Source organism: Micromonospora sp. WMMD714 (assembly GCF_029581315.1).
Lineage (GTDB): Bacteria > Actinomycetota > Actinomycetes > Mycobacteriales > Micromonosporaceae > Micromonospora > Micromonospora rifamycinica.
In genome coordinates this window covers 2,447,175-2,461,587 of sequence record NZ_CP120744.1, presented here as the reverse complement: position 1 = coordinate 2,461,587, position 14,413 = coordinate 2,447,175, and the positions used below count along the sequence as shown (strand labels likewise).

The following is a 14,413-nucleotide window of genomic DNA, read 5'->3' as shown; positions in this document are numbered from 1 at the left end:
CCCCCACTACCGCCGCGCCCCGGTGGAAGCCCCCCGGGCCTGCGCCCGCATCGGGTCGTCCAACCCGCTGGCCACCGCCCGCTGACGCCACTGCGCCGGATCGGTCCGCACCGCCCGGGTCGGCACCGGACCGCCGCGCTTCGGGAAGATCTCCCCCTCGATCACGATCAGGTCCAGGGCGGCCTGCGCCCGTACCGGCTGGCCCTCCCCGTCGAACCGGGTCAGGTTGACGTTGAGCGTGCTCAGGTTGACCGCCATCGACAGCTTCCCCCAGGTGAAGGTCAGCCGGGGCAGCTCGATGCCGGACGCGCTGCGGCTCTGCTCGTCGACGCTCGGCGGGCCGGAGAAGGCGATCAGCTTCTGCACGTCCTGGGCCACCCCGGCACCGACCAGCAGCACCTCGCCGGCCATCACCCGCAACGCGGTGTCGGAGGTCAGCTCCACGCCCCGGCCCCGGCCGACGAGCTGGCTGGCCCGGGAGGAGCGGGTGATGCCCATCTTGGCCGGGTTGTAGGAGAACGTGACCCGGCCGAGCGACGGGGACGACAGGCTGGCCGTCTCCGCCTTGGCCTGCAGGTCGGGAAAGAAGCCCTCGTGCACCAGCTCCAGCCGCTCCACCGCGACCTGGTTGCTGTCCGAGGAGAGGTCCGGGCCGGTCCACGACGACGGTCGTACGCCATAGAGCAGCCAGCTGTTGACCGGCTCGCCGTCGGCGTCGAGCAGGGTGATCCGGGCGGTGGTCCGGGTGTCGTCGCCGGTGCCGTCCTGCCACGACCGCAGCACCCCGACCAGCCACTGTTGCAGCTGCGCCGAGCTCTCCCGGTGCACCGCGCGTTCCAGCACGACCGGGGTGTAGCTGACCTCGCCGGGCAGGTGGTACTGGCCGACGTAGTCGCCGGTCACCCGGACCACCTCGGGCCGGAAGTCGGCCCGCAGCCCCCGGCAGGAGCGCCACAGGCCGATCGGGACGTCCCCGATGGTCACCTGGAAGCGCATCGCCAGGCCGAGCTTGAGGGTCCGCTTGACCCCGGGGCCGTCCCGGAACATCTGGAGCAGGCCGCCGGAGGCGAGACCCTGCGCGGTCTGGCTCGGGTCGCCCAGCATCCCGCCGAGCTGCCCCGCGGAGATCGCCGCCATCAGAGCGAGAACTTCACGTCGTCGTGCAGGAAACCGGTGTGCGCCAGCTCCAGGGTCTCCACCGCGACACCGCTGTGACTCGGGTCGAGTTCCGACACCGACCAGCCGACCGGGAAGAAGTGCTTCAGGTCCCAGCCGACGATCTTCAGGCCGAGGCTGTCGACGAGCTGGATCGTGCCGCTGAGCGGGCGGTACCGGTTGGCCTGCTGGCAGAGCCACTCCTGGACGACCTGGGAGTCGAAGCAGACCGCCCGGCTGAGCCGGATCCGGCTGTAGGTCGGCTCACCCACGTAGGTGAAGACGTCGTTGCTGTCCCCGGCCCGGTACTCGCAGACCTGCCAGGTCACCCCCAGCCCGGAGACCCGGGACCAGGAGCCGAGGTTGTACCGCTCGTCGTCGATGACCACGAGGTACCGGTGATTGACGCCGGTGACCTCGAAGAAGCCGCCCATGACACGAGCAGCGGTGGAAAGACCGCCTGCCATCGTTTCGTCCTCCTCGTCGCCTCGTCCCGGCCCGGCATCCGGGCGGTGGTGCCATCCGTCGTGCTCAGCGGAACCGGGTCAGCCGTCCGCTGCGCTCCCGGTCGACCAGCAGCTCCTGCCGGAGCCGGCCGCGTAACCGCCCGTAGAGGCGACCGGCCAGCTCCTCCAGGTCGTCGGGGTCGTCCAGGTCGACCGGCCGGCCCGGGGGCCGGTCACCGGGCCGGGAGCGCAGCCGGTCGGCATCCCGGTCCAGCCGGGCCGCCGTGGCCTGCCCCCGGTCGGCCACCGTGCGCAGCTCGGCCCGGAGCCGCTCCACCGCGTCGCGCACCTCGGCGAGCCGACCCGTGCCCCGGTCGATCGCGGGCGGCGCCGTCGCGGCGGCCACCTCGGCGCGCAGGGCGTCCAGCGGCGGCCCGGCCGGCGGGTCGGCGGCCTGGTCCTGCTGCTGGTCGAGTTCGCCCCGCACCAGCGCCCGCAGGTCGTCGAGGGTGGCCGCCGGGGTGTCCATGGACGCCCGCTGGAGCGGGTGGGCGGCCGGCGGGCCGGGCGGCGCGGCCGGGGGTACTCCGCCCGCACCGGGGTTCGCCTGCCAGGTCAGGCCGCCACCGGGGGTGGTCCCCCAGGTGCCGACGGTGCCCGGGGGTGTCGGCGCGGCACCCCCGGTCAGCGGCGCCACGGGTGGCAGCGGACCTCCGACGCCCGGCCCGCCGCCGCCGAAGGCGTGCTCGGCGGCGAGCGCCCGCGCCTCCAGGTCCCGGCCCGCGCCGGTCGACTCGGCCGGCGGTGCCGCCCCGAACGCCCGCTGCTGGACCACGTGGGCCAACTCGTGGGCGAGCAGCGCGCGGGCGGGCGGCGCGTCCAGTGGCCCGGCCGACGCCGGCAGCAGCACCTCACCGCCCCGGGTCGCCGCCCGCGCCCCGGCCTGCTGCACCACCGCGGTGGCCTCCGCACCCCGCCACACCGGCACGGCCGCGACGTCCACGCCGTACTGCTGCCGGAAGCCGTCCACCAGGGCGGCCGGCACCTGCTCCGGTAGCTCGTCGACGCCCACCGGAGCGGGCGGTGCGGTCGGCGGGGCCGCGCGGTGCGGCACCGGCGCGGCCCTCTCCACCGTGGTCGGTGCCGGGCCCGGCCGTCCGTCCGCCACCGCCGGCGCGACCGTGACGACCCCCATGGGGTACGCCGTGACCTGCGCGTCGGTGGAGGCGGCCGTCGTCCACGGCTCCGGCCGGTCGACCAACCCGGCCTGCTCCACCGACGGTACGGGCGGATGCTGGACCGCTTCCGCCGGTCCCCGGCCCGGCCGCCCCTGACCGGCCCGGCCGTGATCCCGGTCCACTCCCGACGGCGACCCGGTCGGCGGCGACTGCTCCGGACGCCGGGTGAGGAAGAAGGTCGACGGCGGGGACACCGACTCGGGGCGGTACGTGTCGCGGCCCGCCGCCGGCGGGTTGTCCGTGGTGTCGCGGCCTGCCGGGTCTGGCCGGCTCTCCGGGGTCGCCCGGTCCGCGACGGGCCGGCTCTGCGGCGGCGGCCCGGCCGGATCCCCGCCCCGGGTCGGTGTCGTGGCAGCCGTGGCCGGCGAGGTCACGCCGGCCGGAGTCGACCCGGCCGGCGGCGTCCGCTGTACGGGTGCCGAGCCGGCACCGGCCTCGTCGAGCATCCCGCCCCGGTGGTCCACCGGCCCGGTAGCCCGCGCCGGATCCTCCGGGCGGTTGCCCACCGGCCGGTCCTGCCCGACGCCCACCGGTCCGTCCCGCCGACGGTCGGCGGGGACGCCCCGGTCGCTGCCGGTGGCACCACCCAAGTCGGCCCGGCTACCCAGGTCGGCCGGGCTACCCGGGTCGGGCCGATCCTGGGCGGCGGACCCGGCGAGCCGTCCCGGAGCAGCGGTGGGCGGGGCGGTCGTGCCACCCGGCTCCTGGTCCGCCGGGGATGTCGCCTCCGTGCCCGGTCGGGCGGTCACCGGCCGGGTGGTCACCGGCCGGGTGGTACGACCCCGGCGTCTGGCGAAGGCCACCTCGACCGGACGCACCTCACCGGCCGACGGCGGGGTTTCCTCCGGGTCGCTCCGACCGTCGTGACCCGGGGCGGCGGTCGACCCGCCCCGGCCGGTGCCGGTGTCCGGCTGCGCCGACCGGGTACGTCCACCGTCCGACGCCCGGGCCTCCTCGGCGGCCCGGGTGGCCTCCGCCGCCAGGTAGGCGACCTCGAACCCCGGCGGGGGCCAGACCTGCGCGGTGGGCAGGCCGGCGGCGGCGAACTGCGCAGCGGTCCGGGCCGCTGCGGCATCCGCCCCGTCGGGTCGCCCGGCGGCCGTTCGTCCCGGCGGCTCCTGCGGCCCACCCGTCGGCCCCGCGCCCTCTCCCCCGGGTCCGTCCGCGGCCCCGATCGGGCTACCTTCCACGGTCGGGCTCCGGTGCGGACCACCGGCCACGTTCGGGGCCACGCCCGGCGTCGGACCGCTGCCCCCGGCCGGACCCGACGTCGTTCCCCGCACCAGCGCCGGCTCATGGTCCAGGGTCGGACCGTGGCCCGGAGCCAGGCCGTAGCCGGGAGCCGGGCCGTAGCCGGAAGCCAGGCCATGGTCCAGGATCGGACCCGGGCCGGAAGCAAGGCCGTGGCCTGGAGTCACGCCATGATCGAGGGTCGGACCCGGGCCGGAAGCAAGGCCGTAAGCGGGAGTCAGGCCGAGGTTCGGTGCCGGACCCCGCATCGCGGTCGGGCCGTACGTGTCGGCCGGAGCCTGCACCGTGGTCGGGTGCGGTGCCCGGGGCACGGTCGGCAACGGCCGGTCGGGCTCGCGGACGACCCCCGGCGGCGGACCGCCCCACCGACCGGATGGCGACGGCGTCCCGGCAGCCGGTTGCGTGACCGGAAGGTGGCCGCCCGCCCGGGGAAACTGCGAGGTGTCGTCCCCGCTCAGCGGTGCCCGGTACGCCACCGGACCGACCGGCCACGGGTCACCCGACCCGGTCACCGCCTGCCGGACCGAACCGGGCTGCGTCCACCCGGCGGGCGCGGGCGGCGTCCACCCGGACGGAACGGGCTGGGTCCACGCGGCGGGCGCGGACGGCGTCCACCCGGCGGGCGCGGACGGCGTCCACCCGGCGGGCGCGGACGGCGTCCACCCGGCGGGCGCGGACGGCGTCCACCCGGCGGGCGCGGACGGCGTCCACCCGGACGGGGCAGTCGGTGGGCGGTGAGGCGCAGCGGTGTCGTACCGGATCGGGGTCGGGTTGATGGCCGCGACCGGCCCGACGGACGGCGCGGAGGCTCCCGGGGCCGGCCCGGCGAACGCCGGCGCAACGGCGGTCGGGGGCAGCGACGGGCGGTCCGTGGCCGTTCCCGGCGGCGGGATGGTCACCATCGCCGAGGCAGGCGTCACGGTCAGCAACGGCAGGCCCGGGAGGGCCGGGTACCCGTCGGTGGGCACCGGCGGGGCGACCGGAACGGGTGGCGCGACCGGGGCCGGTGGTGGTGCCCCGACCGTCCGGCGGCGACGCGGCCAGAACGGCTGTCCGGGCCGTGACGACCAGGCCATGCCCACCTCCTTCGGGTTCCGGTACGGGTGTGCGGCGTCGGGCTGCCGGGTGGGTCAGGAGCCGCCCGGTCGGCCGCCGGCCAGGTCCACCGCGAAGCGCCCCCCGCAGCCGGGGCAGGCCACCTCGACCCCGGTGTGCCCCTGCTGGTTGATCCGCCGGTAGAGGTCCTGAAGGAAGGCCAGGTCGGAGGCGAAGAGGTGCTCGATCACGTCGACGTCGACGGCATTCACCCCGCCGATCCGGGTCACCGTCCGGGCGAGCAGCAGCACGGTGAGGAAGGCCGGGTTCTGGCGTACCCGCGGATCGCCCTGGGGGTCGATCTCGTCGCGGGCGGTGGCCAGCCGCATGGCGCCCTCCCGGTGCACCCCGCCCCGGTCGTCGACCAGCCCGCGCGGCAGCACGAACGGATACTCGGTCCGCAGGCCCGCCGCCGGTCCGGCGGCGGGCTCGGCGACGCTAGATCCGCGCATTGAAGTCGAACAGGTCGTCGCACATCAGCGTGACCGTCTGGTAGACGATGTCGGTGGCCCCGGCCTTGACCCCGCTGACCTCCACCCGCGACGGCCAGGCGTTGGTCATCATGTACGTCAGCCGGGCGTCGCCGTTGAGGTCGTCACCGGGGCCGTAGAGCTTGAGCGCGCAGTCCCGGTAGGCGTCGTACATCAGGTTGCGGACCTTCTGGTGCCACAGCCAGAGGTCGCCGTTGAGGTCGAGGCCCCGCTTGAGGGTGACCGTCGGCGGCTTGGTCCGCCCGAAGTGCCGGGAGAAGATCGGCCCGGTCGTGCCGGCGGCCATGTACTCCGCGTTCTCCACCTCGCTGCTGATCCCGACCAGCTCGGCGAAGTTGATCGCCGACATGCCCGGCACCTCCAGCCGGAAGACGGCGGCGCTGATGATCTGCGTGTTCTGCTTCGGGTCCTGGGTGCCCTGACCGGCCATGCTCGGTTCTCCTGGTCTCGTCGTCGCTCAGGTCGGGTGCTCGCCGCCGGGGCCGGTCAGTCGCCGGTGCCCTGGGAGAGCTGGGAGAGTCGGAACACCACGAACTCGGCCGGCTTGACCGGGGCGATGCCGATGTCGACGGTGAGGATGCCGGCGTCGAGGTTCTCCGGCGGGTTGTTCTCGGCGTCGCACTTGACGAAGAACGCCTCGGACCAGGTGTCGCCCATCAGCGCGCCGCTGCGCCAGACCCGGCGCAGGAACATCGTGATGACCCGCCGCACCGCGTCCCAGAGCCGGGGGTCGTTGGGCTCGAAGACCACCCAGTTGGTGCCGAGCAGGATCGACTTCTCGATCCAGTTGAACAGCCGCCGGACGTTGAGGTAGCGCCACTCGGCGTCGCTGGACAGCGTCCGAGCCCCCCAGATCCGGATGCCCTGCCCGGGGAAGGCCCGGATGCAGTTCACCCCGATCGGGTTGAGCTGGTCGTGCTCGCCCTTGGTCAGCCCGCTCTCCAGGGCCAGCGCACCGCGGATGATCTCGTTGGCCGGTGCCTTGTGCACGCCCCGGGTGTCGTCGTTGCGCGCCCACACCCCGGCGACGTGCCCGCTGGGCGGCATGAACACCGCCCGGCCCTGCGCCGGGTCCATCACCTTGACCCAGGGCCAGTAGAGGGTCGCGTACTTGGAGTCGTAGCCCGCGACGTCCATCCGCCACTCCTTGAGGCGCTGCGGGTGCAGGCCGGGCGGCGGGTCGAGGATGGCCACCCGGTCACCCATCAGCTCGCAGTGCGCGATCATCGCCAACTGGACGGCCTTGAACGCCTCGTCGTCGATGGCCCCCTGCTGGTGGGCGGCGGCCAGGTCGGGCACACAGAGCATGGTGATGTCCTCGATCGCCTCCAGCCCGGCGAAGCCGGTCCGGTCGCTGACGTCACCGACGTAGTCCTCGGCGCGTACCCGCAGGTCGCCGGTGCCGGTGGTGGCCGGCAGCGCGGGCGCGGCGAGGGTGACCTCGGCGCCGCGGCGGGGCGGGGCGAGGGTCGCGCCCTTCGCCTCCTCGATCTGGATCAGCTTGGACTGCTGGCGGACGGCGGTGACCACGTTGCCCGCGCCGCGCTTGGTGGTCAGGTTGTCGAGCGTCTCGACCGGCTTGCCGGCCTGCTTGACGACGAGCTTGAACGCGTCGTCGCCGCCCTCGGAGGCGTCGACCACCTCGACCGAGAGGTCCTGGCCGGAAGCACCGGGCAGGGCGGCCCGGACGGTGAACGACAGCCGGCCGTTGTCACCGGCGGCCGGCACGGCCGCCGCCGCGTACGACTCACCGGCGGTGGCGCCGTCGGCGGCGGGGTCCGCGCCGGCACCGCCCACCCGGACCACGTACGCGGAGCCGCCGCCGTTGAGGAAGTAGCCGTAGACCGACAGCGGCAGGAAGCTGCCCGCCACGAAGCCCCCGAAGGTGCGGGTGTACTGCGTCCAGTTCGTGATCAGCGTGGGCTCGTCGACCGGCCCCTTCTCGGCGAAGCCGACGAACGCGGCGACGGCCGTCCCGACCGCCTCGATCGGCCTCGACCCGGAGGAAACCTCCTCCACGTAGACGCCCGGCGACAGATACGTCGGCATCGAACCTCCTGTACGACGGTGTGATGGGGCCGAGCCTGCCAACGGCGACCGGCCGAAAGGGCTGCCCGCCGGACCGCCGCCGGGGTAGGCAGTTCTGCCCCCAAGGGCAACCGATCCGCCCCGACGGCCTGCCCGGCCGCCGGGCGCGGGGCCGTCCGGGCAGCGGGCAGGGTGGGCTGATGATCTGGGATGTCGACCTGTCCGTCCGGGCCTGGCTGGGCCACTACCTGCCGCCGGAGGTGCCGGTCGTCTTCGACCCGCCGGACCGGTGTGCGCAGCGGTCCGGCGGTGAGCTGGTCTCGGCCTTCCTGCTCGACGTCGAGGAGGACTCGGCGGGTGTCTCGGCGACCTGGGACGAGCTGCGCGACGCCGACGGTCAGCTGGTCGGGCGTCGTCCACCGGGCCGCCGGTACCGCTTCAGCTACCTGTTGACCGCCTGGGCCGCCGACACCGAGCGGGAGCACCGGCTGCTGGGCGAGCTGCTGGTCGGCTGCGCGAGCTGCACCGCCCTGCCGTCGCGGTTCCTGACCGGTGCGGTGGCCCGCGCGAACCAGCCGGTGGTGGTGCGCAGCGCGCCGCGGCGCGAGGGGGACACCGGCTCCGCCTGGGTGGGGTACGGCGGGACCGCCCGGACCGGGCTGCACCTGCAACTGCTCGTGCCGTTCGTGCCCGAGACGCAGACCGACCTGGCCCCGCCCCCGCGCGAGGTCAGCGTCAACAGCGGTGGTGGCCGTCCCGGCGGGCCGGGCGGCGGGCAGCCGGCCCGGCGGCCGAGGGGCGGGATCAGCGAGCCGCGCTGACGCCCGCTGCCCGATCAGGCGTTTCGTTGCCCGTTCAGGTAGCCACGGCTGCCCCTTGGTGTTCCTCGATCGTGGTTCTGCCGGCCGCACCCGCGCGGCGAGACTGCCCGCATGAGTGTCGCTGTGGGACTTGTCGAGACCGACCTCACCGTCTCCGCCGGTGGCACGGTCGGCTGCACCGTCCGGGTGCGCAACACCGCCGCCGTCGTCGACCAGTTCACCCTGGACGTGGTCGGCGACGCCGCGTCGTGGGCCGAGGTCGAGCCGGCGACGATGAACCTGCTGCCCGGCACCGAGCAGGAGGCGCGGGTGACGTTCACGCCGCCGCGTGCGGCGACCGTGCCGGCCGGCAGCGTCGACTTCGGGGTACGGGTCCGGGGGCGGGAGGACCCGGAGGGTTCGGTGGTCGAGGAGGGCACGGTCACCGTGCTGCCCTTCGTGGAGCTGGCGACGGAGCTGGTGCCCCGTACCTCGCAGGCGCGACGCGCCGCCCGGCACCAGCTGGTGATCGACAACACCGGCAACGTCGAGACCACTGTCGAGGTGCTGCCCGCCGATCCGGACCGGCTGCTGACCTTCCGGGTGCTGCCGGCCGCGCCGGTGCTGCGGCCGGGCACGGCCACGTTCGTGAAGCTGCGGGTACGCCCCCGCAAGCGGTTCCTGCTCGGCCCGGACCGCAACCTGCCGTTCCAGGTGGCGGTCACCCGCCCGGACGCCGAACCGATCACCAGCGACGGGTTGCTGGTGCAGCGGTCCGTCCTGCCGGCCTGGTCGCCCCGGGTGGTGCTGGTCGCCGCCGCGGCGGCGGTCGCCCTGGTGGGGCTCTGGTTCGCGGTGCTCAAGCCCACCGTGCAGTCCACCGCCAAGGAGGCCGCCCAGGTGGAGACCAAGGAGTTGTCCCAGGAGGTGGCCGAGGTGAAGACCCAGGCCAGCGAGGCGGCGCAGACCGCCGAGAAGGCGGAGAAGGTCGCCAGCGTCGCGGCCGGTGCCTCGCCCAAGCCGAGCGCGTCCCCGAGCCCGACAGCCGGCTCCGCGAACGGCAAGGGACCGGGCAGCCAGGGCGGGACGCTGGACAACGCCGACCCGGAGACCGCCGCCGACTTCCGGGTGGCGACCAGCGCGTCGCCGACCACCTCCAACGAGTTCACCCTCTCCACCTACAAGCCGGCCGACAAGAAGGTGCTCTGGGTGACCGACATCGTCCTGCAGAACCCGCACGGCGACGCCGGCCTGCTCCAGGTGCGGCGGGGCGACACCGTGCTGCTGGAGACCGGCCTGAACAACTTCCGGGACCTGGACTACCACTTCGTCCAGCCGCTGCGGTTCTCCGCCGGCCAGCCGGTCACCGTCGCGGTGAAGTGCGCGAACCCGGGCACCACGGCGTGCACCCCGGCCGCCTACTTCGCCGGTCAGCTCGTGCCGGTCGCGCCCGCCCCGAGCCCCTCCCCCAGCCGATGAGCGACCCGTACCCCGCCGCCGGTTCCCCCGGTCCGCACCCCGCCGCTACGGCGCGCACCGCCGCGCCGGACACCGCCGCTGTGGCGCGCACCGCCGCGCCGGACACCGCCGCTGTGGCGCGCACTGCCGCGCCAACCGCCACCAGGGCGGGGGACACCGGAGCACCAGGCACCACCGCCGCACCGGGCAGCGGGCCGATCCGCACGGCGGTCCGTTCCCGCGACCCGATCTCCCAGGCAGGTGTCACGGCCCAGCTCGGCACGGCGGGGGTCGACGATCCCGTCGGCGCGCGACCGGTGGTGCTGGCCGGTCCCGACGACGACCCGGACGTCCTGGTGATCGTCGCCGACACGGTGGACGACTGGCTGCTGGCGCAGCTCGACGCGGTGACCGGCCGTCCGGCCCCCCGACCGGTGCTGGTGGTGGGGCAGCTCGACGACAGCGCCGGGTTGCAGGCGATCGAGGCGGGCGGCCTGAGCCTGGTACGCCGTGCCGAGAGCACCGCGCCGCTGCTGCGCGAGGTGATCCGGGCTGCCGCCCGGGGCGAGGCGAGACTCCCCACCGACCTGCTCAGCTCGCTGCTGACCCGGGTCGGTCGGGCCCAGCGGCACGTGCTGGCGCCCCGGGGGCTGACCATCCTGCCCCTGTCACCGCGCCAGCTCGCCGTGCTCCGGATGATCGCCGCCGGGGCGGACATCGCGACGATCGCGCGGGAGCTGTCCTACTCGGAACGCAGCATCAAGAACATCGTGCACGAGATCACCACCCAGCTCGGCGTCCGCAACCGCACCCAGGCGGTCGCGCACGCCATCCGCGAGGGGCTGATCTGACCGTTCCGCCGGTCGAGGAAGGAATCCATCGTGGGCGTACCCGCGGCGAAGCTCGGTGACAAGGTGGTCGGCACCGACACGCACATCATCATGGTGCCCTCACCGACCGGGCCGGTGCCGACACCCACCCCGATGCCCTTCGCCGGGACCATCGCCAACGGGTGCAGCACCGACGTGCTGATCGAGGGCAAGCCGGCCGCGGTGGTCGGCAGTGTCGCGGTGAACGCCCCGCCGCACCTGCCGACCGGCGGGCCGTTCCAGACACCACCGAACAACCAGGGCACGGTCCTCGCCGGCAGCCCGCTGGTGTTGATCAACGGCAAGCCGGCGGCCCGGCACGGCGACAAGGTCAACACCTGCAACGACCCCGCTCCGCTGCCGGCCGGCAGCATCATCGCCACCGGCCAGGTGCTGGTCGGCTGACCGGCACCGCCCTGCTGGCCACGTCCCGGCGACCGTGATCCCGGGCCGATTCCTGCCCCGGAACGCTGGCGGGTGCCGGTCGGCGTCGCCGGGTGGGCGTACCGGTCAGTGCGCGGGCGGGTCGGCCGGTCAGCGTCGCCGGGTGAACGGCCCCGGCTGGCCGGTCGCCGACTGCACCAGGAACGTGCCGCTGGTCACCTGGCCCACCGACGGCACCGAGGCGAGCGCGGCCCGGGGGCCGGCGAGTCCCTCCTCGAAGACCACCATCGGCACGGCGAACCGGCCGGACGCGTCGGCGACCGCCGTCACCGTGCCGGCGCCGTCGACCCAGCCGACCAGCACCTCGGCACCGGCCGGGAAGCCCTGGCCGAGCGCGGTGACCACCTGGCCGGGGCGACCGACGCCCGGGTTGAACTGCAACGTCGGGCTGCGTCCCGAGACGGTCAGCGCCAACGACTGGGCGGCGACCCCGCCGGTGTCGGTGGCGCTGGCGAGGCTGAGCACCGAGGTGGCGGCCCCGATCGCCCGGGGGGTGGCGGTGAGGGCCAGCGCGCAGGAGCGGGCGACGGCCAGCACCCCGGCGCAGGTGGAGCCGGTGACCGCGAAGACCGCCGGGAGCGGCTGTTCGGCGAGGGCGGCGGCCACGGTCAACGGGTAGTCGCCGGTGTTGGTGAGGGTCACCGTCCGGGCCGACGAGGGTACGCCGAGCGGGGCCTCCCCGAGGTCGAGCGCGGCGGCGTCGGAGTAGAGCACCGGTACGTCCGGCGCCGCGCCGCTGACGGTCACGCTCAGCCGCTCCGGCTCGCCCTGGACGAGGCCGTCCACGGAGACTTCGAGCCGGCAGGCGTACTCCCCGTTGCGGGCGGCGGGATCGACCGCGACGGTGACGGTGAGGTCGACGGTGCCGCCGCTGTCGACGGTCTGCTCGGCCGGGGTGACCGAGGCCGAGAGCTGCGGGTCGCAGTCGGTGACGCGTGCGCCAACGGTGCTCTGGATGGCTCGGATGCCGGCCAGGATGGCGTTGGAGACCTCGGACGGGCCGGCGGCGTTGAGCAGCACGCCCCCGGTCTGCCGGGTGATCTCGGTGTACTGCCCGGACTGGTCGAGGGAGTAGCTGCCCGGGTTGCCGACGTCCACGGCCACCACCCGGACGCCCCGGGTGGTCAACGCCTGGATCGTGCCGGCGAGGTCGTGGCCGACGCTCGGGTCGTGCGACGGCGCGTCCCCGAAGATCACCACGATCGGGCTGCTCTCGGTCCGCAGGGTGACCGCTCCGGTGGCGACGGCGTGCAGGGCGTTCAGGCCGGCCTCGGGGTCGTCGCCACCGCCGTCGGCGGTCCAGACGTTCACCGCCTCCTGCACCTCGGACGGCACGGCGGTCAGGTCCCGGTTGAGCCGGAAGACGAACTCGTCGCCCTCGTCCCGGAACTCGGCGACCGCGAAGCGGGCGTCGGGCTGGACGCCGCTGATGTCGTCGACGATCCGCTTCGCGTTGACCCGGACGTCGTTCAGCGCCGCCTGCATGCTGCCGGTCGTGTCGGCGAGCAGCACCACGTCGGGGCGGGGCGGGACGGTCGCGGTGGTCACCGTGCGGGTGACCACCGCGGAGCCGCCGGGGGTGAGCCCGAGGGCCGTCCCGGCCGGCTCGCCGACCAGGGGGGCGACGCCGTCGGTCACGCTGATCCGCAGCGCCGGGCCGCCGGCCGGTCGCGGTGCCACGAAGAACCCGGCGTACGCGGCCGGCGGTGCACTGGCCACCAGGAGTGCCACCACAGCGAGCGCCGAGGCGGCGCGCAGGGAACGGGACGCTGATGCAGCCATGGGGACAGTGAACGCGGCCCGACCGGGTCACCCGCAGCCGCACGGGAAGCTCTCCGTGCAGTCCTGTCTGCCTGTTAGGGCAACGGCCGGCCGCCCCGGTCCACCCTACTGCGGCCGGGCCGACAGCACCCGGACGTCCAGCCCGCCGGAACACCGCCGGACCACGGCCGCCACGCTCTGCTCGTGGCTCGTCTTCACCGGGTCGACCGTGAAGTACGCCTTGCGGCCCCGGCCGTGGCGCACCACGTAGCTCTCGGCCGTGCCGCCGGCCCACGGATCCCCGAACGTCTTGAGCACGTTGTAGATCGGAGTGTCCATGTCACTCTCGTCGGTGTAGAACATCACCAGGTCCTTGAACTGCACGTAGTGCGTGTACGCCCCCTCCTCGGTCAGGGTGGCGATGATCCCGGTGTTGTGCGCGTTCAGCGCCGAGTCGATCGTGACGGTGATGGTGACGTACTGCGGGAAGACGTGGATGGTCATCCGGTCGTCCCGGTACATCTTGGGCATCCGGTTCATCGCCGATTCAATCATCGCGGCGAGCTCGTCCACGTCGACCCCCCACCGGCTGACGAGGGCCTGGGTCTGCGCCCAGGAGTGCAGGCCGGCCAGGTTGGAGTTGGCCTCCGGGTTCAGCGTGAAGGCCACCCCCACCTTGAACTCCCCGCTCTGCCACTCCGGTGCGCCCTCCCCCTCCACCAGTGGCTCCGCGAACCGGACCGACTTCTGCGTCCCGGTGGCCGCCACCGGCTCGTCGTCGTCGGATTCGACGTACCCGACCTGCCAGTCGAGATTGGATTCGTCGAAGCTGATCTGGTCGTCTTCCCGGTCGCTCTCCTCCTCCTTGCCGTTGTCGTACCCGCGGGTCTCCTCCGCGAGATCCTGACAGGAGGCCACGAAGGCGGGGATCACCTCAGGGGCGGAGAGCGCCATGACGGCGGCCTGCTGCACCTCCTCCCGCCAGAGCGCGAAGAGCTGCTCGTCGTCGCGCAGCAGCTCGGCCAGCACGGCGAAGTCGTCGTCGTCGCGGAGTTCGAGCGGCACGTCCGGGTAGCGGCGGGCGGTCTCCGCCAGGGCGGTGCCCATCGCCCAGTCGTCCCACGGGCGGGGCAGCTGGCGCTCGAACGTGTCCAGCGTCGCCCGCACGTCGTCGCCGTGCCGGTAGGTGACCAGCAGGTACTCCAGGCTACGGATCAGGTCATGACGGTTCGGATGCAGCTGCTCGATCCAGCGGCCGAACATCCGGGTGCCGTAGTCGCCGTCCAGGACGGTGGCGAACTCGACGGACCGGAAGTAGTCCGGACTCTGCGTGGCATCGTCCCAGTAGGTGTCTCGCCAGGTCATGACCGCTCTTTT

At 74.4% G+C, this 14,413-nt stretch carries 13 protein-coding genes; 4 read left to right on the top strand and 9 right to left on the bottom strand.

The features are described 5' to 3' along the window. Nucleotides 1-6: 6 nt before the first annotated feature. The 7 genes from O7625_RS11020 to O7625_RS10990 form a co-directional block, all read right to left on the bottom strand. Complete coding sequence (locus O7625_RS11020) at nt 7-1,137, bottom strand: phage tail protein (protein ID WP_282270730.1); 1,131 nt, start codon at nt 1,135-1,137, stop codon at nt 7-9. Then, nucleotides 1,137-1,622, bottom strand: coding sequence for a phage tail protein (locus tag O7625_RS11015; protein WP_084261583.1), 486 nt, complete (start codon nt 1,620-1,622; stop codon nt 1,137-1,139). Before O7625_RS11015 ends, O7625_RS11020 begins: the two co-directional genes overlap by 1 nt. A gap of 64 nt (nt 1,623-1,686) precedes the next feature. Further along, nucleotides 1,687-4,029 (bottom strand): DUF4157 domain-containing protein, encoded by a 2,343-nt coding sequence (locus O7625_RS11010; RefSeq protein ID WP_282345727.1) that lies wholly within the window; start codon nt 4,027-4,029, stop codon nt 1,687-1,689. 556 nt (nt 4,030-4,585) lie between these two features. After that, a complete protein-coding gene (locus O7625_RS11005) occupies nt 4,586-4,801 on the bottom strand; it encodes a hypothetical protein (protein ID WP_282345726.1) in 216 nt (71 codons plus the stop codon). A 419-nt stretch (nt 4,802-5,220) separates the two neighbouring features. Then, nucleotides 5,221-5,637: a hypothetical protein gene (locus tag O7625_RS11000; protein ID WP_282345725.1), complete on the bottom strand. Its 417-nt coding sequence runs from the start codon at nt 5,635-5,637 to the stop codon at nt 5,221-5,223. Beyond that, on the bottom strand, nt 5,624-6,106 hold the full coding sequence (locus tag O7625_RS10995; RefSeq protein ID WP_067313403.1) for a phage tail protein: 483 nt from the start codon (nt 6,104-6,106) through the stop codon (nt 5,624-5,626). Before O7625_RS10995 ends, O7625_RS11000 begins: the two co-directional genes overlap by 14 nt. A gap of 56 nt (nt 6,107-6,162) precedes the next feature. Then, nucleotides 6,163-7,725, bottom strand: coding sequence for a phage tail sheath subtilisin-like domain-containing protein (locus O7625_RS10990; RefSeq protein WP_282345724.1), 1,563 nt, complete (start codon nt 7,723-7,725; stop codon nt 6,163-6,165). A 179-nt stretch (nt 7,726-7,904) separates the two neighbouring features. Between O7625_RS10990 and O7625_RS10985 the strand changes: the two genes are divergently transcribed. From O7625_RS10985 to O7625_RS10970, 4 genes are all read left to right on the top strand, one after another. Next, nucleotides 7,905-8,525, top strand: coding sequence for a Pvc16 family protein (locus tag O7625_RS10985; RefSeq protein WP_282345723.1), 621 nt, complete (start codon nt 7,905-7,907; stop codon nt 8,523-8,525). Between the two features lie 111 nt (nt 8,526-8,636). Beyond that, nucleotides 8,637-9,983, top strand: coding sequence for a hypothetical protein (locus O7625_RS10980; RefSeq protein ID WP_282345722.1), 1,347 nt, complete (start codon nt 8,637-8,639; stop codon nt 9,981-9,983). Next, complete coding sequence (locus O7625_RS10975) at nt 9,980-10,813, top strand: response regulator transcription factor (RefSeq protein ID WP_282345721.1); 834 nt, start codon at nt 9,980-9,982, stop codon at nt 10,811-10,813. Before O7625_RS10980 ends, O7625_RS10975 begins: the two co-directional genes overlap by 4 nt. A gap of 30 nt (nt 10,814-10,843) precedes the next feature. Continuing rightward, on the top strand, nt 10,844-11,236 hold the full coding sequence (locus tag O7625_RS10970; RefSeq protein WP_067313414.1) for a PAAR domain-containing protein: 393 nt from the start codon (nt 10,844-10,846) through the stop codon (nt 11,234-11,236). 129 nt (nt 11,237-11,365) lie between these two features. On the opposite strand, the gene O7625_RS10965 is transcribed toward O7625_RS10970, so the two are convergent. Both O7625_RS10965 and O7625_RS10960 read right to left on the bottom strand, forming a co-directional pair. Next, nucleotides 11,366-13,057 (bottom strand): choice-of-anchor D domain-containing protein, encoded by a 1,692-nt coding sequence (locus O7625_RS10965; RefSeq protein ID WP_282345720.1) that lies wholly within the window; start codon nt 13,055-13,057, stop codon nt 11,366-11,368. 105 nt (nt 13,058-13,162) lie between these two features. Next, entirely contained in the window at nt 13,163-14,401 is a 1,239-nt protein-coding gene (locus O7625_RS10960) for a hypothetical protein (protein WP_282345719.1), read from the bottom strand. Nucleotides 14,402-14,413 lie beyond the last annotated feature (12 nt).